This window comes from Rathayibacter sp. VKM Ac-2762, from assembly GCF_009866585.1.
In the GTDB taxonomy this organism is placed as follows: Bacteria; Actinomycetota; Actinomycetes; order Actinomycetales; family Microbacteriaceae; genus Rathayibacter.
The window spans coordinates 2567044-2586619 of the sequence record NZ_CP047419.1; the positions used below are offsets into that span (position 1 = coordinate 2567044).

Genomic DNA, 19576 nt, shown 5'->3' on the forward strand with positions numbered 1-19576 from the left:
CGGGACGCCGGGTGCTCGCAACCCCCTGCCCCGCATCCGCCGAGAGGCGCAGACTCGTCCCGGGCGATCGCCCGCCACCCCCTGGAGACGAGACCATGCCCTTCTGCGCCCTCGAGAGCCTCCGCTGATGGAGCTGGGCATCGCCGCGATCGTCGGCGTCTCAGTCCTCGTCGCGGTCGCCGTCTTCTCGCGGCGCCTCGGCGTCGCCGCCCCGATCGTCCTCGTGCTCGCCGGCGTCGGCCTCTCGTACATCCCCGGGGTGCCGGAGGTGGTCGTCCCGCACGAGTGGGTGCTCGACGGCGTGCTGCCGCCGCTGCTGTACGCGGCGGCGCTCAGCGTCCCGTTCATCGACTTCCGCCGGAACCTCACCACCATCACCGGCCTGTCAGTCGTGCTGGTGCTGATCTCGGCGGCCGGTGTCGGCGCGCTCCTCTTCCTCCTCCTCCCCGAGCTCGGGCTGGGCCTGGCGATCGCCGTGGGCGCGATCATCAGCCCGCCCGATGCGGTCGCCGCGACCTCGGTCGGCCGGCGCCTCGGCCTCCCGCCGCGTCTGCTCACCCTGCTCGAGGGCGAGGGGCTGATCAACGACGCGACCGCGCTGGTCCTCCTCCGCTCGGCTCTCGCCGCCGCCGCCGGGACGCTCGCGACGCCGTGGGCCGCGATCGGCGACTTCCTCTACGCGGTCGTCGTGGCCGTCGTGGTCGGGTTCGTGGCCAGCGTCGTCACCGTCTTCGTCCGCTCGCGGCTCGAGGACCCGGTGCTCAACACCGTCCTCTCCTTCATCGTCCCCTTCGTCGCGTTCATCCCCGCCGAGGGCCTGGGCGCCTCGGGCGTGCTCGCCGTGGTCGTCGCCGGCCTGCACACCGGGCACGCCTCCTCCCGCGCCTTCACCGCGCAGTCGCGGGTGAACGACCGGATCAACTGGCGGACCGTGCAGTTCCTGCTCGAGAACGGCGTGTTCCTGCTGATCGGGCTCGAGATCCGCTCGCTGATCCACGACGCCGACAGCGCGCGCCTCTCCGTGCCCGGAGCTGTCGGGATTGGCCTGATCGCGGTGGTCGGGCTGATCGTCGTGCGCTTCCTCTGGGTCGGCCCGGTCCTCCTCGGCGAGCGCTGGCAGACCCGCCGGGCCGAGCGCCGGGCCCGCGAGCAGAAGGAGCTGCTCGAGTCGCCCGAGGCGCAGGAGCTGCCGAAGGAGGAGCGCGGCCGGGCGAAGCGGCGCTACCTGCTGCGGCGCAGCGACTACCGGCACTTCAGCCGCAACGGCATCGGCTGGCGCGGCGGTCTGGTGCTCGGCTGGTCCGGGATGCGCGGAGTGGTGACCCTCGCGGCCGCGCAGTCGCTGCCCGAGGACATCCCGTACCGCCCGCAGCTCGTGCTGATCGCCTTCACCGTGGCCGTCGCGACCCTGCTGATCCAGGGCAGCACGCTGCCGCTGCTGATCCGGGCGCTGGGCATCCGCGGGATCGACGTGCCCGAGGACCAGCGCGCACTCGCGGGTCTGCTCGACGAGATCACCGAGAAGGGCCTCTCGGTGCTGGAGCACCCGGGCGACGCCGTCGAGGGCGCCGACGGCGTCGCTCCGGACGTCCTGGAGCGGGTGCGCCAGACGTCGTTCCTCCGCTCCGAGGCGGCCTGGGAGCGCTCGCGCGGCACGGAGCGGTCGGTCGCGGACACTCCGCACCGCCTCTACCGGGCGCTGCGCCTCGCCGTGGTCGCGGCCGAGCGGGAGGCGCTGCTGGACGCGCGCTCGCGCCGCGCCTACCCGCAGCGCATCCTCCGCGACGCCCAGTCGCTGCTCGACCTCGAGGAGACGCGCCTGCGGGTGCGGCGGGGCTGACGTCCGTCGATCGACGCCACGGGTCGGGGCGAACGCGACGGATCCGGCCCCGTTCACGTCCGCGCCGCGATGACGGCGCATCCGCTGCGGCCCGGCGCCGGGGACACGCGGCGCGCTTCTGCCAGGATCGACAGCAGCACGCTCATCGTCTCGATCCGCTCCGCCGGATCCCTCCTCGACAAGGACGGCACTGTGGGAATTCGCGAGTACGGACGTCTTCTCCGCCGGGGCTGGCTCGTCATCTCGATCTTCGTCGCCCTCGGCCTCGCGGCCGCCTCCGTGGCGACCATGGCGTCGGAGTCGGAGTACCGGGCGCAGACGACCGTGTTCGTCTCCGTCGCGACCGCCGACAACCAGTCCAGCGCCGAGGTCGGCGCGTCCTTCACCAGCGCCGAGGCCCGGGTGGCCTCCTACGTCGCGCTGGTCGACTCGAGCTCGGTGCTGCAGCCCGTCATCGACGACCTCGGACTCGACATGACCGTCGGCGACCTGGCGGGCGAGGTCACTCCAGCCGCGCTCCCCGGCACGGTCATCATGAGCATCGACGTGGTCGACGCCGACGCCCAGCAGGCCGCGCGGATCGCCGACGCGGTCGCCGAGAGCCTGCGCAGCTACGTCGCGCAGATCGAGCGCCCCGTCACGGGCGGCGCGAGCCGGGTCGACGTGAAGGTGCTCGAGGCGGCGTCCGTGCCGGGCTCGCCGCTCAGCCCCGACCTCCTCGTCTACCTCGTGCTCGGCGGAGCGACCGGCCTCATCCTCGGCGTCGGCGTCGTCGTGCTGCGCTCGCTCGGCGACTCCCGCATCCGCTCGGCCAAGGACGTCGCCGCCGGCACCACCCTGCCGGTGCTCGAGTCGATCCCCTTCGACACGGCCGTCCGTCGCTCCCCCCTCGTCGTGGACGGCCGCAGCGCCGTCGCCGAGTCGTTCCGGATGCTGCGCACGACGCTCCTCTTCGGCTCCGGCACCCACGAGCGCACCCTGCTCGTCACCTCCGCCCGCGAGGGCGACGGCAAGAGCACGGTGGCCGCGAACCTCGCCGTCTCGATCGCCCAGATCGGCCGCACCGTGGTGCTGATCGACGCCGACCTGCGCGACCCGGCGCAGTCGACGGTCTTCCGGGTCCCCACGGGCGGACCGACCCTCGCCGACCTGCTCCGCACCGGCACCCTTCCCGCCGACGGGTCGCTGCCCGTCAGCGCGCAGGGCGTCACGGTGCTCACGGCCGGCGGCAGCCAGGCGAACCCGAGCGACCTGATCGGCACCCCCGCGATGGAGCGCGTGATCGCGCACCTCTCGCGCCGCTACGACCACGTGATCGTCGACTCCCCCGCGATCCTCTCGGCCACCGACGCGGTGCTGCTGGGCAAGATGGTCGCCACGACGGTCCTCGTCGCGGGCGCCGGGGTCTCGTCCTCGGCCGACCTCGTCGCCGCGGCCGACCGGCTACGGGACGTCGGGGGCGACGTCCTCGGGACCGTGGTCGCGCAGGCTCCCCGCAGCACGGTCGTCACCGCCGCGGCGACGGCGTCCGCCTGAGACCCGGGAGCGCTGCAGCCGGTGCCGGCGCCCCTCCCCGCGGGGAGTGACGACGTGGGCCCCGGTGCCGGCGCGCGGCCCGTCGAGGTGGGCGGCGTTGCGCGAGGGTGAGGGCTCGCGGACCCGGGCGGTGCCCGCGCGCACCGCCTGCTCGGCCCGCCCGGCCACGACGCCCATGCCGCAGACGATCCAGAGCGTGTACGCCACCGGACCCTCCTGGAGCGTCGGCAGCACCGTGTAGCTGACCAGCGTGCCCGCGACCACGGCCGTGGGCAGGAAGCCGTCGAGGGTCGGCGCGCGCAGCCCGCGGAGGAACAGGTACACCAGCAGCGCCGCGAACAGCAGCATCACGATGATCCCCGACTCGATCGCGAGCACGAGGAAGAAGCTCTCGACGAGGACGCTGTCGGTCGAGTACAGCTGCGCGCGCGGGCCGACCTTGCCGAGGCCGAAGCCGAACGGGTGCGCGACGAGCAGCGGGATGTTCTCGAGCAGGCTGTCGCTGTGACCGATCAGCGACGGGTCGGCGACGTGCGAGATCACCTTGTCGATGTAGAGGTAGAGCGTGACTCCGCCGACGGCCGCGGCCGTGGTCACGGTGAGCATCGCCCACACCAGCATCGGCTTCGCGCGGAACAGCGCCCAGGCCACCAGGGTCACCGCGAGCATCGCCAGGCCGATGTAGCCGCTCCGGGACTGCGTCAGGTAGACGGCCACCAGCGGCAGGAGCGTCAGAGCGCCCTTCAGCCACAGCGGCCAGCGGGGGCGGGTCCACAGCACGGCGAGCGCGATCGTGACGGCGACGGCGCTCTCGTTCGGGGCGCTGTAGGGGCTGAAGCCGCGGGGCACGATGCTCCCGGCGACGAAGAGGGAGGAGGGGAACGGCGTCCCGGGAGCCAGCGGGAACACCCCGAGGGTGAACAGCCAGTCGAGCCCCTGGTTCCAGGTGAGGATGGTCGTGATCGAGGAGAGCTGCAGCGCGACGACGAACGCGGTCGCGAGGATCCCGAGGTGGCGCTTCTCGAGCACCGCGGGCACCACGATGAGCGCGAGGAACGGCAGGAAGTCGTTGCGCCAGCCGTAGGCGGCCTGGATCGGGTTCTCCGTCCACACGGCCGAGACGGCGCCGAGGCCGACGATCATCAGCACGAGCACGACGATCGGCACCGGCACCCGCTTGATCCGCCCGCTGACCAGCACGAGCAGGAAGAGTCCGAGGATGGTGGCGTCCTTGATCGCGCCGAACGCGGTCGCCGAGGCGCCCGGCAGGAACGCGGAGGCGACTCCGTTCGCGGGGAGGGCGAAGACCAGCAGCAGGACGCCCAGCCACGGCAGGCCGAGCCCGTCGCGGCCGAGGAGGGCGCGGAGCGTGCGGCGGGTGCGCACCGGTCCGCGGGCGGCCGTGCGGGAGCCGGCCCGGGGCAGCGGCGCCGCGGTGCGGGTCATGCCGCGCCGCCCCGCATCGTGAGGCGCCGGACGACCAGCGGGACGTCGGAGGGCCGCGGGACGATGGTCCGCGCCGGGGGCCGGATCGCGAGCACCATCACCACCAGCGCCATCAGGATCCCGCTCGCATTGGCGATGGCGGCGGCGATCGCGCCGTTCGCCGGGCCGAAGGCGAACAGGAGCACGAGGCAGGTGATCAGCCCGGCGCCCTGCGCGACGGTGAGGCTGATGCCGCGGTTGCGCGCCGAGAGCACCTCGCCGGCGCTGACGGTGACGACCACGAAGACGGAGCCGAGGATCGCGAAGAAGACCGCGGGCATCGCCTCCGCGAACTCGTCGCCGAAGAGGAACGGCACGCCCCAGGGGGTGACGACGGCGAGGAACACGGCCGAGGCCAGGCCGACCGCGAAGGCCGAGCGCAGCGCGTCGCCGGTCGCGGTGACGCGGGCGCCCCCCTCCGTCCGGCTGATGTCCGAGAAGACCGGAGCGGCGACCGCGTGCGCGAGGAACACGGGCAGCGTGCCGATCGTCACGGCGACCGAGTAGAGACCGGCCTGGTGCGAGCCGATCAGCGGCAGCATGATCACCTGGTCGAGGCGCTGGTACGCGGCGTCCGAGGCCTGCGCGCCGTAGAAGGTGACGGAGCCGCGGACGAGCGGCCGCCAGGGCGCCGGAGCGGCTCCGCGGGGGCGGTCGAGCAGCGAGCCGATCAGCGCGGTCATCGCGGAGCCGGCGAAGTTCGACCAGATCACGCCCGAGACGGTGATCGAGTCGAGGAGGAACAGCACCACGATCCCGCCGACGTAGACCAGCGGCTGGGTGGCCTGGAGCAGCGCGACCGCTCCGAAGCGGCGCTGCGCCCCGACGACGCCGATGTCGATCATCCAGCAGACCATGAGCGGGGTCCCGGTGATCGCGACGAACACCGCGATCGTGGCCGCCTCGTCGAGCGCCGAGAGGAGAGTGGAGGTGAGCAGCCAGGCGATCAGCGCCGCCGGGATCGCGGTCAGCAGCGCGAGCCGCCGGGCAGTGCGCACCGCGCCCAGGTCGCCCGCCGCGGCGAGAACGCGCCGGCGGATCTCGAGGGGCATGCCGAGCGCGAGGACGATCGGGATCAGGTACATCGAGGCGAGGGCCGCGGCCGTCTCGCCGCGTCCGCTCGGGCCGAGGGCCTGCGCGATCAGCGGGGCGCTGACCAGCCCGAGCGCCGCCACCGAGAGGCGGCTCGCGAGCATGGTGATCGGGGAGTTCAGGAGGCGCAGCAGCCCGCTCACGAGGCCTCCGCGGCCCGGGCGCCGACGGCGGCGAGCAGCCGCTCCTCGAAGCCGTCGAGAGCGAAGGTGCCGGTCTCGTCGTGGACGGTCAGGTGCATGCTGTCGCGCAGCGGCGCGATCTCGACCCAGACGCCGAGCGGGAAGCGCAGGTGGGCGGGCATCCCGCCGACCATGGTGTCCGGCTCGATCCGCGGCAGCAGCCCCTCCGGGACGGGCACCTCGGTGGAGGGGAGGGAGACGTGGATCTCCCACGGCACGCGGGGCGTTTCGCGCGGCGTGCGCAGGGGTGCCAGCGGGTGCTGCACGAGGGTCTTGATGCTCAGCAGCGCGCTCGCGAGCAGCCAGGTCGCGGGGAGGCCGGACCTGGTGGCCGCGGACAGCCGCTCGAGGAGCGAGGTCGCGGACCAGTCGTCGGCGCGGAGGCGGCCGAGCGGGAGGGAGGGCGAGAGGTTGCCGCCGACCTCCGTGCCCTTCGCGACCCAGCGGCGCGCGTCGACCGGGACGACGACGCGGAAGTCCAGGCCGTCGGCGGCGCAGTCCTGCAGGGAGCGGAGCACGAGGCTCGCGGTCTTGAGCGACACCGGCGGGCGGGCGGGGCGCCGGCCCTCGCGCGCCTGCTCCGGGGTCGCGGCGATCGCCCGCAGAGTCTCGGGGCCGAGCACCGCGGTCACCAGGCGCGCGCGGCGGTCCGACTCCTCCTTCGAGAGGGTCGCGTCGAGCTGGTAGCCGGTGCCGGTCGCGGCGGTCAGAGTGCGGAAGGTGTCGCGGGCCCTCCTGGCGCCGGCGAGACCGGTGAGCTCGAAGCGCTCCACGATCTCGCGCAGCGGAGCGGCGGCGAGCGGCTTCGGAGCGGTGCCGTCGGCCCCCGGGGCGCCGAGCTTCTCGATCACGAGCGCGACGACCGCGGTCGCTCCGGTACCGTCGAAGAGGCTGTGCGGGAGGGTGAAGCCGACCGTCGCGCCGTCGAACAGGATCCGGACCGGCAGCTCGCCCGGCGCGAACTGCGGCGCCAGCAGTCGGTGCGCCAGGTCCTCGCGCTCGAGCGGGCCGTCGACGACCCGCACGGCGCGCTCGGCCGCGTCGAGGGCGGCGGCCACGTCGATCCGGCGCCACCCGCGGAGGCGGGTGCGGCGCCGCAGGAGCACGGCGCCGCGGGGCGAGAGGAGGAGGTCGCGCAGCGCGGTGCGCACACGCTCCGCGGTCACGCCCGTCAGCGGGCCGACGTGGTAGCTGATGAGGAGGTCGTCGTAGCCGAGGTCGCGCGGGGCCCTCACGCCCGGCTCCTGCTCGCTCCCGCGGAGGCCCGCTCGGCGATGACGCTGAGCAGCGAGCGCTCGTAGCCGGCGTTCACCTCGGCCCAGGAGTAGGAGTGCACGGCGCGCAGGTGCCCGCGGTACGAGAGCCGCTCCTGCTCGATCGGGTCGTTCAGCACGGCGAGCACGCCCTCGGCGATCGCGTCCGGGGTCGGAGCGACGAAGCGCCCCGCCTCCTGGAGCACCTCGCGGTTGAAGACGGTGTCGCGGGCGACGACCGGAGCCCCGCAGGCCATCGCCTGCACGAGAGCCGGGTTGGTGCCGCCGACGCTGTGCCCGTGGAAGTAGGCCCCGGCGTGCTGCCAGAGGGAGTGGAGCCGGGTGTCGTCGCTGACGTGCCCGAACCAGTGCACCCGCGCGTTCTGCTGCGCGAGGGCGCTGACCGCCTGGTCGATCGGACCGCCGTAGCCGGAGGAGCCGACGACGACCACGTCGTGGGTCCGCGCGATCCGCTCGGCCGCCTCGATGAACTCGGGCACCGTGTTCTCGGGGACGAAGCGCGCCACGATCAGCGCGTAGCCGCGGTGGGTGAGCCCCGGCTCGACCGGGTGCTCCGGGGGGACGTCGCCGCCGTAGGGGATGACGTCGCCGTCGCGGCCGAACTCCCGCTTCCAGCGCGTCTCGATCGCCGCGGCGTCGTAGACCATGCGGTCGCCGTGGCGGGCGGTCCAGACCGCGCCCTGGTGGAAGACGAACTTCGCGAAGCGGCCCCACTTGGCGCGGTCCCACTCGATGCCGTCGACGTTGACGACGGTGGGGATGCCGCGCTGCTTGAGGATCGGCAGCCAGAAGCCGTTGGCGCAGTTGAGCACCAGGGCGACGTCGGGCTTGCGCTTCGCCGCGTCGAGAGCGGCCGTGAGCCCGTAGGAGAGGGTGCTGAGCGACTTGCTCTCGACTCCCCGCGTCTGCCGGGTGATCACCCGCTCGTCGCGGTCCGGGTCCTGCAGGGCCGTGGTGCCCGGCCTTCCGTAGACCGTGACCTCCCATCCCTGCTCCGCAAGGAATGGCGCGAGACGTCGGACGGCTGTCTCGAATCCCCCGTAGTAACTGGGATAGCCCCGCGTGCCGATAATGGCGACCGACCTGCCCATGTCCCGGTTCTCCCTTTGTTGTGCGGCGCCGTGAGAAAGGCGCGCGCCCGACGAAACTCTGCTGTCGCAATACCAGGCGTATGCGACGGTGCACAGCATTCATTCGACGGCCTACTCGCACCCCCGAAGGCGGGTATTGGCGCTCATACTAGCGGCGAACGGACCGCCGTTCGCCACCGCTGGAGGGACAGGATCGCGACACCCATCAGGAAGAAGATCGAGAGGATCAGGACGGTCATCCCGACGATGATCCGCTCCCCGCCCGAGAGCTCCGGGTCGAGGAACTCGTATACGTAGCGCGACGTGAGAGCGCCCCTGACGAAGGTGTAGGCGAACCACAGGACGGGGAACACCATCACCGCCCAGACCAGCCGGAGGTCGACCGGGCGGGCGCCCGGGACGGCGAGCAGCTCGACCAGCGCGAGCGCCGGCACGAGCACGTGCAGGACCACCGTGCTCGGGTTCAGCTGAGCCGGGTCGCCGAGCACGGCGGGCCCGTAGATCACCAGGAACAGGCCCGACATGCTCAGCAGCGTGGCGGTGTTGAGGGTGCGCATCGCGGTGACGGCCCGCGACTCCCCGTGCGCCGCAGCACTCCTCCTGCCCCCGGATCGCGCGGATCGCCAGGCGCTCCGGCCCGCGATCGCGAAGGCGATCACCGAGAGGATGTTGGTCAGCGCCGTGACCGAGCTCAGGAAGTCGGCGGTCGCGTCCGAGCCCACCTGCGTCTGGGCGACGACGACCGCGTTGAGCACCACGACCGCCCCCAGCGCGGCGACGGCCCAGCGGACGAGTGCAGTGCGGCGTCGAGCTCTCATGGGGCCCTCTCCTCGGTGCGGCGACCCTCGGGCCGGTACTCGTGGGCGTCCGGTGCAGGAGTCCGTTCGCTACAGTCGGGACATCCATGAGAACCCATTCCCAGACAGGGGTCGAATGCCCGGCACAGGTTCGCACCGAGGATCCCTACGGGTCCTGCTCGATGGTAATTGGTGGATTCGCGGCCCGATCTCCAACCGTGAGGTCATGCGAGAGATCACCTTCTCCTGGGCGCGACTCTTTCCTGAGGATTCCCTTGTCATTGCTGCCCCCCTGACGGGGGTGGAGACGGCGAGACGGGAGTTAGCGGGAATCGCCCGAGTAGTGCCGACGAGACTCCGGCCGCAGGGGATCAGCGCCGTTATCGAACTCTCTCTGCTCTCTCTCCGACTGCGTCCGGACATCACTCTGGCGCACAACTTCACCCCCCTTCTGGGGCGGTCCGCGGTGTTCATCCAGGACTTCCTCTTCCTCACGAATCCGGAGTGGTTCACGCGGAGGGAGCGCGCCTACTTCTCGCTCATGCCGCTCAGCGTCCGCCGCGCCGACGTGGTGATCGCGAGCAGCGTCGCGGAGTCGCGCCGCATCGTCCGCACGTCCGCCGCGACGAGCGCGGTGCCCGTCGGCCTCGGCCTCAACCGGGCGTTCGCCGCCGCGGAGCCCGTGGCGCCCGCCGGCGTCGACGACCTCGACGGCTTCCTCCTCGCCGTCGGCCGCCTCAACGCGCGCAAGAACCTCGCGACCACGATCGAGGCCGCTCTCGCCTCGGGAGTGCTCTCCCCCTCCTTCCCGCTCCTCGTCGTCGGCGAGGCCTCGGGCGTCCGCACCGAGTTCCCTCCGGCCGTGCGCGCCGCACTCGACGACGGCTCGGTGCGCCTGCTCGGACGGATCGAGACGGAGGAGCTCCGCTGGCTCTACGAGAACGCCGCGCTGTTCCTCTTCCTCACCCTCGACGAGGGCTTCGGCCTGCCGACCCTCGAAGCCCTGGCCTGCCGCACGCCGATCCTCGCCAGCGACATCCCCGTGTTCCGCGAGATCCTCGGCGAGCACGCCCGCCTGGTCGATCCGCGCGACGTGGCGGCGATCGCGGCGTCGATCCGCGAGCTCGTCGCAGACCCGCCGGAACCGCTCGATCCGGCTCCGGTGCTCGAGCACTACAGCTGGGACGCCGTGGTCGCCCGGCTGCGCGCCGCGATGGTGGCGGTGCTGCCGTGAGCGGGCCGTCCGTGTCGATCGTGATCGTCACCTACAACAGCATCGGCGTCATCCGCTCCTGCCTCGACGCGCTCGCCGGCCGCGACGAGAGCGTCGAAGTCCTGGTGGTCGACAACCTCTCGCGCGACGAGACGGTCGCCGTGCTGCGCGCCGAGTACCCGGACGTCCAGGTCGTCGAGAACACCGAGAACGCCGGATTCTCGCGGGCCGTCAACCTCGGCGCCGCCCACGCCACCGGCCGCCACCTGCTGCTGCTGAACCCCGACGCGCAGATCTCGGCGGAGGTCGTCGGCTCGCTCGCGTCACTTCTCGACAGCGATCCGACGATCGGCGCCGTCTCCCCTCTCCTCGAGAACGAGGGCGAGGACGTCGTGATCGTCGCCGCCGGCCACGCCCCCACGGTCCGCCGGATGCTCCTGCACCAGACCGGCCTCTCGCGCCTCGGTCGCCGCTTCCCCTCCTTCGAGGGCCACTACCTGTTCGCCGCCGACCTGCACGGCCGCCAGCGCGACGTCGACTGGGTGAGCGGCGGCTGCCTGATGATCCCGCTGGCCGTCTGGGACCGCGTCGGCGGACTCACCGACCGCTGGTTCATGTACGCCGAGGACGTCGAGATCTGCCTCCGCCTGCGCGCCGAGGGCCTGCGCGTGGTCCTCGATCCGCGCCTGCACGCCCTGCACGCGATGGGCGGCTCCTCGAGCGGCGTCGACGGCCGCGTCGGCACCGCCTGGATCGTCAACCTCTTCGACCTGTACGGCTGGCGGATGGCGCGCTCGGACCTGCAGCAGCAGGCCTGGCGGGCGGTCGTGCTCACGGGGATGGCGTCGCGGATGCTGGTGTACCGGCTGTCCGGCCTGCGCCCCGGACGCGCGGCGGCGGCGGCCGGCCAGCTGCGGCGGTACGGGATCTACATGCGGGCGCTGCGGGCGGCCCCGCTGACCCGCGACCGCGATCCGCTCGCCTGACGGCCCCGCTTCGTGCGGCGTTCCCCGCGCACGGTCCGCGATCGATGCGTCACGAACGGTCGCTTCCGGGCGCGCGTGACGACCGTTCGTGACGCATCGATGCCCGCCCTCGCGGCGGGAGACCGGGCGTGGTGCCGGACGCGTTCGTCGGACGCGCGATCCGGCAGCGGGCGCAGGAGAGGGGCGGCGGCCCGGGGTCCAGCCCCGAGCCTCCGCCCCTCTCCTCGCCCCTCCTCGCCGCTACTTGCCGGTGCCGCGGTACGCCACCCGGAAGGTCTCCCGGGTCCCGTCCGGGGCGGTCGCCGTCACGCGGAACGAGCCCGACGGCACCCGCGAGAGGTGCGTGTCGACCGAGACCGTCTTCGTGCGGCCCGCCGCCAGCGAAGCGACCTTCAGCTCACCGAAGGCCGTCGGGATGCTGAGACGGACCGGCGTGCTCCCCTCGTTCGTCGCGGTGGCGGTCAGCACGACCGAGCCGCCGCGCTTCACGCCGGTGATCGTCACGTCGACGTCGACCCGGGTCGCCGGGGCGACGACGGTGACGGCGGGGAGGAGCCGGCTGACGCCTCCCGAGACCGCGGTGATCGACACGGCACCCGTGCCGGGGCCCGCCGTGGCCGCGGGGAGCGGAGCGGAGCCGTCGGCGCCGGTCGTCGCGGCGGCGGTCGTGCCTCCGTCGGCGAAGCGGGCCGGACCCTCGATCGTGTACGCGACGTCCGCGCCCGCCACCGGCTCGCCGGCCGCGTTCGCTGCGGTGACTCCGAGGCCGGTGATCGCCGCTCCGGTCTCGACGGTCTGCGCCGCGCCCGCGGGGGTCAGCGAGGCGACCGCCGCCGGATCGGTGAACATCGACGGAGTGAGCGGTGTGACCGTCAGGCTCTCGAGGCGCGCCGTCCCTCCGGAGGAGAGGAGCGAGACTCCCGTGCTGCTCGGGTCGGGGAAGACCTGATCGGTGATCGTCGCGCGGCCGCCCTGCGCGAACGTCTCGACGGAGGCGTGATCGACGTAGAGCTCGAGGTGCAGCTCGCCGTCGTCGAGCGCCACGGGTGCGGTCTCGACCGACGGGAAGTCGGCGTCGAAGCCGACGTCGCCCGAGCGGGTGCGGTCGACGCTCAGCTGACCGGACGCGACGTCGTAGGTGATCGGCGTGCGCTGGGAGCCGTCGGCGGAGTTGCGGACCGAGAGGCCGAAGGAGTCCGCGTCCCCGGCGCTGAAGACGGCGTCGAGCTTGTAGACGCTGCCCTCGGCGGCGGCCGGGAGTGCGGTCTCACCGTCGGCGATGTCCGTGGCGCCCAGCGTGAACGCCTCGTCGCCGCGCTCGAGGGCCGCGGTCTGATCGACGACCTTCTGCACGAGCTTCGGGGCGCCGTCGACGGTCTCGAGGGAGAGCTCACGCGGGAGGGCCATCGCTCCCCGCCAGGTCCCGGTCGGGATGGCCTCGCCGTACTGCCAGTTGTTCATCCACGCGATCATGATCCGCTTGTCGTCGGGCGCGTTGTCGAAGGTGACCCCTGCGTAGTAGTCGCGGCCCCAGTCGAGCCAGTCGTAGTCGACGAGGCGGCTCTGCGCGGGCTCGTCGGCGAGCATGAACTGGTCGGCGAGGATGTGGCCCCAGCCGGCGCGGTTGTTGTCGACGACCTGCAGGTGCGCCGTGCGGCCGACGAGGTCCGCGACGTCCCAGCTCTTCCAGTCCAGCGTCTCGCTGTCGCTGCCGGTCGCAGTGCGGACGATCTCCCCGTCGACGACGAGGTTCACGCTCGTCTCGTTGGAGCGGACCTGCGCCGGAGCGTCGGCGAGCACGATGTGGTCGACCGTCAGGTGACCCCAGCCGCCGGTCGCGTCGTCCACGACGACGATCCGCGCCGCCTTCCCCTGGTAGGCCGAGACGTCCCAGCTCTTCCAGTTCAGGGCGCCGTCGTTCGTGCCGGCGGTGGTCTGCACGACCTCGCCGTCGACGACGAGCTGCACCTCGAGGGTCTGGGCGTCTCCCTCGGGGCGGAAGCCTCCGCCGACGAGCATGCTCAGGTGGCTCTTGTCGATCGTGAACTCCGGCGAGGTCAAGGTGCCGAGGTTGTCGTCGCCCTTCGGTCCGCCGTCGAAGGTGTTGATCCGCTTCTGGCCGAGGAAGAACTCGCCGCCGCTGGTCGAGGGGTTGGTGCCGCCGACGAGGTCGCCGGTCACTGCCCAGCCGTTGTCCGCGAGGCCCTGCTGGTCCGGGAACTCGAAGCCCTCGAAGAGCAGCTCGCTCCCGGCGGGCGGGTCGTTGGCAAGCTGCGTGCCGTCGACGTGCGGGTGGTTGCCGCCGCCGACGAGGAAGTTCAGGTGGTCCTGGTCCACCGTGAAGGCGGGCGACTCCATCGAGCCGACCGGCCAGTCGCCGTCGTTGAAGCCGTTGATCAGTCCCGTCCCCGAGAAGCCGGTGACGGTCTGCTGGCCGTCGATCGGACCGGTGGCGGGGGCGGAGCCGAAGGGCCCGTTCTTCCCGTTGCCGGGCTCGTTGTCCACGGTCCAGCCGTTGTACGTCCCGTCGTCGAACCCGGCGAGGGTCGTGCCCTCGGGGAGGGTGTCGGAGCCGACGGTCGACTCGGAGGTGAAGGTGGTGCCGTCGAAGTCGCCGACGAAGTACTGGCCGCCGGAGCCGCCGCCCACCGCCCCCGGGTTGAGGTTGACGACCATGACCCACTTGATGTTCGACGGGTCGCCGTCGACCGCCAGCGGGAACAGGTCCGGGCACTCCCAGACGCCTCCGGTCGCGTTGGCCGGGCCGAACTCGCTGAGCTCGGTCCAGTTCTTGAGGTCCGTCGACTTGTGGAGGAGGACCTTGTGGTCGTCGGCCTCCACGGTGACGACCACCCAGTAGGAGGATTCCGGAGTGCCGCCGTCGTACCAGAACACGTGCGGGTCGCGGAAGTCGTTCTGGTCACGGTCGATGACCGGGTTGCCCTCGTACTTCGTCCACGTCTGCCCGGCGTCGGTGCTGTACGCGAGCGCCTGCGCCTGCTCCCCCGTCTTGTACGCGGCCGTGTACATCGCCACCAGGGGCGGGTTCTCGGCGGTGCCGAATCCGGAGGTGTTCTCCTTGTCCACGACGATCGAGCCGGAGAAGATGTCCGACTCCGCATCGCCCGGGATCGCGAGCGGCTGCTCGGTCCAGTGCGTGAGGTCGGTGCTGGTGGCGTGGCCCCAGCTCATGTTCCCCCAGCGCGTCCCCTGCGGGTTGTACTGGTAGTAGAGGTGGTAGACCCCCTCGTAGTACACGAGCCCGTTCGGGTCGTTCATCCAGTTCTTCGTCGGCGAGTAGTGGATCGCCGGACGGTAGGTCTCCGCTGCCGCGTCGAGCGGAGCGGCGGAGACAGCGGGGACGGAGAGCCCGCCGCCGACGAGGCAGAGCGCGGCGGCGACGGCCACCAGGCCGCTGCGCCGTGGGAGCGAGCGATGAGGAGAAAGCACGGAAGAACGCCCTTCGTTGCGCGTGTCACGAGTGACAACGTTGTCAATTGCTGGGCAATCTACGGACTGTCCTCCGGACAATTCAAGAGCGGTCTGCGAGAAAGATCAGATCCCGTCCCACCGCCTCTCAGTCGGGGCAGGGCACCTCGCCGGAGCCGCGGGCGATCAGCTCGGTGGGGATCACGAACGTCTGCGCCGGCTCGTCCTCGCCGTCGAGGCGGAGGAACACCCGCTCGGCAGCCGTCCGCCCGATGACCGCGGGGTTCTGCGCGATCACCGAGACGGCGGGCTCGAGGAGCTCCGCCAGGGGGATGTCGTCGAAGCCGATCAGGGCGACCCTTCCGTGCGCGCCACGACGGCGGAGCGCGGCGAGCACGCCGATCGTGATCAGGTTCTGCCCGCCGACGATGGCGGTCGGCGGCACCTCGAGGTCGAGCAGAGCGGTCGCCATCTCCTCCGCCGCGTGCTCGTCGTGGGCGCCGTGGCGCACGTACGCGGGCGGCACCGGCAGGCCGAGCCGGCTCATCTCCTCGAGGAAGCCGCGCTCCCGCTCCTGAGCGGTGAAGATCTCGGGCCGGTCGCCCAGGAACGCGATGCGGCGATGCCCGAAGGAGGCGAGGTGCCCCACTGCGCGGGCGATGCCGGCGGCGTTGTCGGTGATCACCGCGTCCGCCGTGATCCCCGAGGGGACGCGGTCGACGAACACCGCAGGCGTGCCGCGGTCGACCTCGACGCCCAGGTAGGCCTGGCTCGGCGCGACCGTGGTCAGGATGAGCCCGTCGACGCGCCGCGAGACGAAGGCGTTCACCGAGGAGCGCTCACGGGCGGGGTCGTCATCGAGGCTCGAGGCGAAGACCGCGACCCCGCGCTCGTTCGCGAGATCCTCGACGGCACGGTGGAGAGCACCCGAGAAGGGGTTCGCCACGCTGCCCACCAGCAGTCCGAGCGTGTTCGTGCGCCCGTTGGAGCGGCGGAGGTTCCCGGCGTGCAGATCCGGCTGGTACTGCAGCTGCGAGGCGGCGGCCTGCACCCGCTCGATCGTGGCGGCCGACACGTTCGGCTCGCCGTTGATGACCCGGGAGACCGTCTTGATGCCCACTCCGGCCAGAGCGGCGACGTGCTTCATGGTCGGACGGCGGCCTGCACCGGCGCCGCTTCGATCTGACAACGATGTCACGGTCGGGTCTCGCTTTCTGGAGGATCGCTTGACCTTAGCGTCACCGACCCGATAGACCTACCTCTGACATCGTTGTCGGGAGGCTGCTCCCGCCCTATGAACAGGACTTTCAATGACGAACCGTTCCCCTCGCCTCACCCGGTACATCGGCCTCGGCTCCGTCGCGATCCTCGCGGCCCTGGGCATGACCGCCTGCTCCAGCTCCGGCCCCGGCTCGTCCGACGCCGGCTCCACCGCCGGCAGCGGAGACGGCGTCGGCGTCACCCTCATCGTCAAGACGACGACGAACCCCTTCTTCGTCGCGATGGAGGACGGCGCCAAGGAGGCGGCCACCTCCGCCGGCGTGAACCTCACGCTCGCCGCGGGCAAGGAGGACGGCGACGAGGACACCCAGATCCAGGCCATCGAGAACGCGATCTCGAAGGGCGACAAGGGCATCCTGATCACCCCGAACGGCCCCTCCGTCGTCGACGCCATCCAGAAGGCGCGCGACGCCGGTCTCTTCGTCATCGCCCTCGACACGGCGCCCGACCCCGCCGACGCCGTCGACATCACCTTCGCCACCGACAACTTCAAGGCCGGCGAGGCCATCGGCGAGTGGACCGCCGCGCAGCTCGACGGGAAGAAGGCGACCATCGCGATGCTCGACCTCTTCGACGACAAGGTCGTCTCGGTCGACTACAACCGCGACCAGGGCTTCCTCACCGGCATGGGGATCGACGTCGCCGACGACCAGACCAACGGCGACGAGGCGAAGACCGGCAGCTACAGCGGCGGCGACTACGAGATCGTCGGCAACGAGGCCACCCAGGGTGCCGAGGACGGCGGCCGCACCGCCATGGAGACGCTCCTGTCCAAGAACCCCGACGTGAACGTGGTCTACACGATCAACGAGCCCGCCGCCTACGGCGCCTACCAGGCCCTCCAGGCCGCGGGCAAGGAGAAGGACGTCCTGCTCGTCTCGATCGACGGCGGCTGCGCCGGCGTGAAGAACGTCAAGGAGGGCCTCATCGGCGCCACCGCGCAGCAGTACCCGGTGAAGATGGCCCAGCTCGGCGTCGAGGCGATCGCCCAGCTCGCCGAGGACGGCACCAAGCCCAGCACCAGCGAGGGCCTCGACTTCTTCGACACCGGCTCGCAGCTGGTGACCGACACCCCGGTCGACGGCCTCGACAGCATCACCTCCGACGACGCCGCCGGGATCTGCTGGGGCGAGTAGCCCCACGCGGGCGGGGCGCTCCGGCGCCCCGCCCTCCTCCTCCCGCTCCCAGCGACTCCAGAAAGGCCATCGTGGCTCAGAAGACCACCGACCCGAATCCGCCGACCTCCGCACTCGACCTCGCGAGCGAGTTCCTCGACCGCCGCACGCCGCTGGACCGCGTCCGCGGAGTCCTGCACCGCTATCCGGCCGTCAGCCCGGCGGTCGTCCTCGTCCTGGCCGTCATCGTCTTCGGGCTCCTGAACGACCGCTTCCTCGACCCGTCGAACCTCTCGCTCATCACGCAGCAGGTCGCGGTGGTCGGCACCCTCGCCGTCGCGCAGACGCTGATCATCCTCACCGCCGGCATCGACCTCTCGGTCGGCGCGGTCATGGTCCTCACCTCGATGGTCATCGCGCAGACCGCGACCGAGAACGGGCTCCCGGCGGTCGTCGCCCTGCTCCTGGGCCTGGTCGTCGGCCTCGCAGCGGGCGCCTTCAACGGCCTGCTCGTGACGAAGCTCCGGCTCCCCCCGTTCATCGTCACCCTCGGCACGCTCAACATCTTCGTCGCGCTGACGCTCCTCTACTCGAGCGGCTCGACGGTCCGCGGCACCGACATGCCGGCCCTGCTGCCCTCCACCGGCGGCACCTTCGACATCCTCGGCGTCCGCATCAGCTACGGCGTCCTGCTGATGCTCCTCGTCTACATCGTGATCGCGTTCATCCTCGGCAAGACCGCCTGGGGCCGCCACGTCTACGCGGTGGGCGACGACAAGGAGGCCGCCCGCCTGGCCGGCATCAGCGTGAACCGCGTCCTGATGAGCGTCTACCTCGCCGCCGGCGCGATCCTCGCCATCGGCGCGTGGATCCAGATCGGCCGCACCAACGCGGCGAGCCCGAACGCCGGAGCCGACCTCAACCTCGACTCGATCACCGCGGTCGTCATCGGCGGCACCAGCCTCTTCGGCGGGCGCGGCACGGTCTGGGGCACGCTCCTCGGCGCCCTCATCGTCGGCGTCTTCCGCAACGGGCTCTCGCTCGCCGGGCTCGACGTCCTCTACCAGACGCTCGCTGTCGGCGTCCTCATCATCGTCGCCGTCTCGGTCGACCAGTGGATCCGGAAGGTTCGCAAGTGACCCTCATCGACGCCGCGGGCACCGCTCCCGCCGCCGCCCGCACCCCCGTCCTGCAGGCCAAGCGCCTCGTCAAGACCTTCGGCCGCGTGGTCGGGCTCGACGGCGTGAGCCTCGAGCTCTACCCCGGCGAGGTCCTCGCCATCATCGGCGACAACGGCGCCGGGAAGTCGACGCTGATCAAGTGCCTCACCGGCGCTGAGATCCCCGACGAGGGCGAGATCCTCCTCGACGGGCAGCCGGTGACCTTCAAGCGCCCGCAGGACGCCCGCGGCGCCGGCATCGAGACGGTCTACCAGAACCTCGCCGTCTCCCCGGCGCTCGACGTCGCCTCGAACCTCTACCTCGGCCGCGAGAAGCGCAAGAAGGGGATCCTCGGCTCCGTCTTCCGGATGCTCGACACCGCCGGAATGCGCAAGGAGGCGCGCGCCGAGCTGACCGAGCTGGGCATCTCGACCCTCCAGGACGTCACGGTCCCGGTCGAGAACCTCTCCGGAGGACAGCGCCAGGCCGTGGCCGTCGCCCGCGCCGCCGCGTTCGGCTCGAAGGTCGTCGTCCTCGACGAGCCGACCGCCGCCCTCGGCGTCCGCGAGTCGAACCAGGTGCTGCAGCTCGTGCGCAATCTGCGCGACCGAGGCATCCCGGTCATCCTGATCAGCCACAACATGCCGCACGTGTTCGACGTGGCCGACCGGATCCACATCCAGCGCCTCGGCAAGAAGGCCGCGACGATCACCCCGCAGTCGCACTCGATGACCGACGCGGTCGCGATCATGACCGGGGCGGCGACGGCATGAGCGCCCGCATCCTCTACGCCGAGTTCACCGCGAAGCCCGGTCACGAGGAGACGGTCGCCGGCATGATCGCCGACCTCGCCGTCCTGGTCCGCCGGGAGCCGGGCAATGTCGAGTTCACGCCCTACCGGCGAGAGGACGATCCGGCCCGGTTCTTCGTCTACGAGGTCTACCGCGACGAGGACGCCTTCCAGGCGCACATCTCGGCCGACTACGGAGCCGAGTTCAACAGGGAGCTCGGCCCGCTGATCGTCGAGCCGCACTCGCAGCTCACCTGGCTCGTCGCGGTCTGATCCGCCGCAGAAGCGCACCGTCTCTCCGGGGG

Annotated in this window: 15 protein-coding genes; 8 read left to right on the forward strand and 7 right to left on the reverse strand. The window is 71.9% G+C overall.

Features of this window, described 5'->3' with window-relative positions:
* Positions 1-127: 127 nt before the first annotated feature.
* Positions 128-1840: a cation:proton antiporter gene (locus GTU71_RS12085; protein ID WP_159940252.1), complete on the forward strand. Its 1713-nt coding sequence runs from the start codon at positions 128-130 to the stop codon at positions 1838-1840.
* A 69-nt stretch (positions 1841-1909) separates the two neighbouring features.
* The gene (locus GTU71_RS12090) at positions 1910-3376 is read left to right on the forward strand and encodes a polysaccharide biosynthesis tyrosine autokinase (RefSeq protein WP_159940254.1); all 1467 of its coding nucleotides are present in this window, start codon (positions 1910-1912) and stop codon (positions 3374-3376) included.
* On the opposite strand, the gene GTU71_RS12095 is transcribed toward GTU71_RS12090, so the two are convergent.
* The 5 genes from GTU71_RS12095 to GTU71_RS12115 all read right to left on the reverse strand — a co-directional run bounded on the left by GTU71_RS12095 (position 3284) and on the right by GTU71_RS12115 (position 9318).
* Positions 3284-4822: an O-antigen ligase family protein gene (locus GTU71_RS12095; protein WP_159940256.1), complete on the reverse strand. Its 1539-nt coding sequence runs from the start codon at positions 4820-4822 to the stop codon at positions 3284-3286. The two genes, GTU71_RS12090 and GTU71_RS12095, sit on opposite strands and share 93 nt — an antisense overlap.
* Positions 4819-6096 (reverse strand): oligosaccharide flippase family protein, encoded by a 1278-nt coding sequence (locus tag GTU71_RS12100; protein ID WP_159940258.1) that lies wholly within the window; start codon positions 6094-6096, stop codon positions 4819-4821. The genes GTU71_RS12095 and GTU71_RS12100 overlap by 4 nt, the downstream gene beginning before the upstream one ends.
* Positions 6093-7370 (reverse strand): hypothetical protein, encoded by a 1278-nt coding sequence (locus tag GTU71_RS12105; protein WP_159940260.1) that lies wholly within the window; start codon positions 7368-7370, stop codon positions 6093-6095. The genes GTU71_RS12100 and GTU71_RS12105 overlap by 4 nt, the downstream gene beginning before the upstream one ends.
* On the reverse strand, positions 7367-8500 hold the full coding sequence (locus tag GTU71_RS12110; protein ID WP_104256434.1) for a glycosyltransferase: 1134 nt from the start codon (positions 8498-8500) through the stop codon (positions 7367-7369). Before GTU71_RS12110 ends, GTU71_RS12105 begins: the two co-directional genes overlap by 4 nt.
* A 143-nt stretch (positions 8501-8643) precedes the next feature.
* Positions 8644-9318, reverse strand: coding sequence for a Pr6Pr family membrane protein (locus GTU71_RS12115; RefSeq protein WP_159940262.1), 675 nt, complete (start codon positions 9316-9318; stop codon positions 8644-8646).
* Positions 9319-9763: 445 nt separating this feature from the next.
* Between GTU71_RS12115 and GTU71_RS12120 the strand changes: the two genes are divergently transcribed.
* On the forward strand, positions 9764-10531 hold the full coding sequence (locus GTU71_RS12120) for a glycosyltransferase family 1 protein (RefSeq protein ID WP_159940264.1): 768 nt from the start codon (positions 9764-9766) through the stop codon (positions 10529-10531).
* Between the two features lie 11 nt (positions 10532-10542).
* Positions 10543-11496: a glycosyltransferase family 2 protein gene (locus tag GTU71_RS12125; RefSeq protein ID WP_159940266.1), complete on the forward strand. Its 954-nt coding sequence runs from the start codon at positions 10543-10545 to the stop codon at positions 11494-11496.
* A 240-nt stretch (positions 11497-11736) separates the two neighbouring features.
* Here the strand turns inward: GTU71_RS12125 and GTU71_RS12130 are convergent, their stop codons facing one another.
* Positions 11737-14946: a GH32 C-terminal domain-containing protein gene (locus tag GTU71_RS12130; protein WP_279631239.1), complete on the reverse strand. Its 3210-nt coding sequence runs from the start codon at positions 14944-14946 to the stop codon at positions 11737-11739.
* 127 nt (positions 14947-15073) lie between these two features.
* Positions 15074-16072 carry a LacI family DNA-binding transcriptional regulator gene (locus GTU71_RS12135; protein ID WP_104256432.1) on the reverse strand — a complete coding sequence of 333 codons (999 nt, stop codon included), beginning with the start codon at positions 16070-16072 and terminating at the stop codon, positions 15074-15076.
* Positions 16073-16235: 163 nt separating this feature from the next.
* Between GTU71_RS12135 and GTU71_RS12140 the strand changes: the two genes are divergently transcribed.
* From GTU71_RS12140 to GTU71_RS12155, 4 genes are all read left to right on the forward strand, one after another.
* Positions 16236-17342, forward strand: a complete 1107-nt coding sequence (locus GTU71_RS12140) for a substrate-binding domain-containing protein (RefSeq protein ID WP_104238959.1) — start codon at positions 16236-16238, stop codon at positions 17340-17342.
* Between the two features lie 71 nt (positions 17343-17413).
* The gene (locus GTU71_RS12145; protein WP_104238958.1) at positions 17414-18460 is read left to right on the forward strand and encodes an ABC transporter permease; all 1047 of its coding nucleotides are present in this window, start codon (positions 17414-17416) and stop codon (positions 18458-18460) included.
* Positions 18457-19254, forward strand: a complete 798-nt coding sequence (locus tag GTU71_RS12150) for an ATP-binding cassette domain-containing protein (RefSeq protein ID WP_104238957.1) — start codon at positions 18457-18459, stop codon at positions 19252-19254. The genes GTU71_RS12145 and GTU71_RS12150 overlap by 4 nt, the downstream gene beginning before the upstream one ends.
* The gene (locus GTU71_RS12155; protein WP_104250283.1) at positions 19251-19544 is read left to right on the forward strand and encodes a putative quinol monooxygenase; all 294 of its coding nucleotides are present in this window, start codon (positions 19251-19253) and stop codon (positions 19542-19544) included. Before GTU71_RS12150 ends, GTU71_RS12155 begins: the two co-directional genes overlap by 4 nt.
* The last annotated feature ends 32 nt before the right edge of the window (positions 19545-19576 follow it).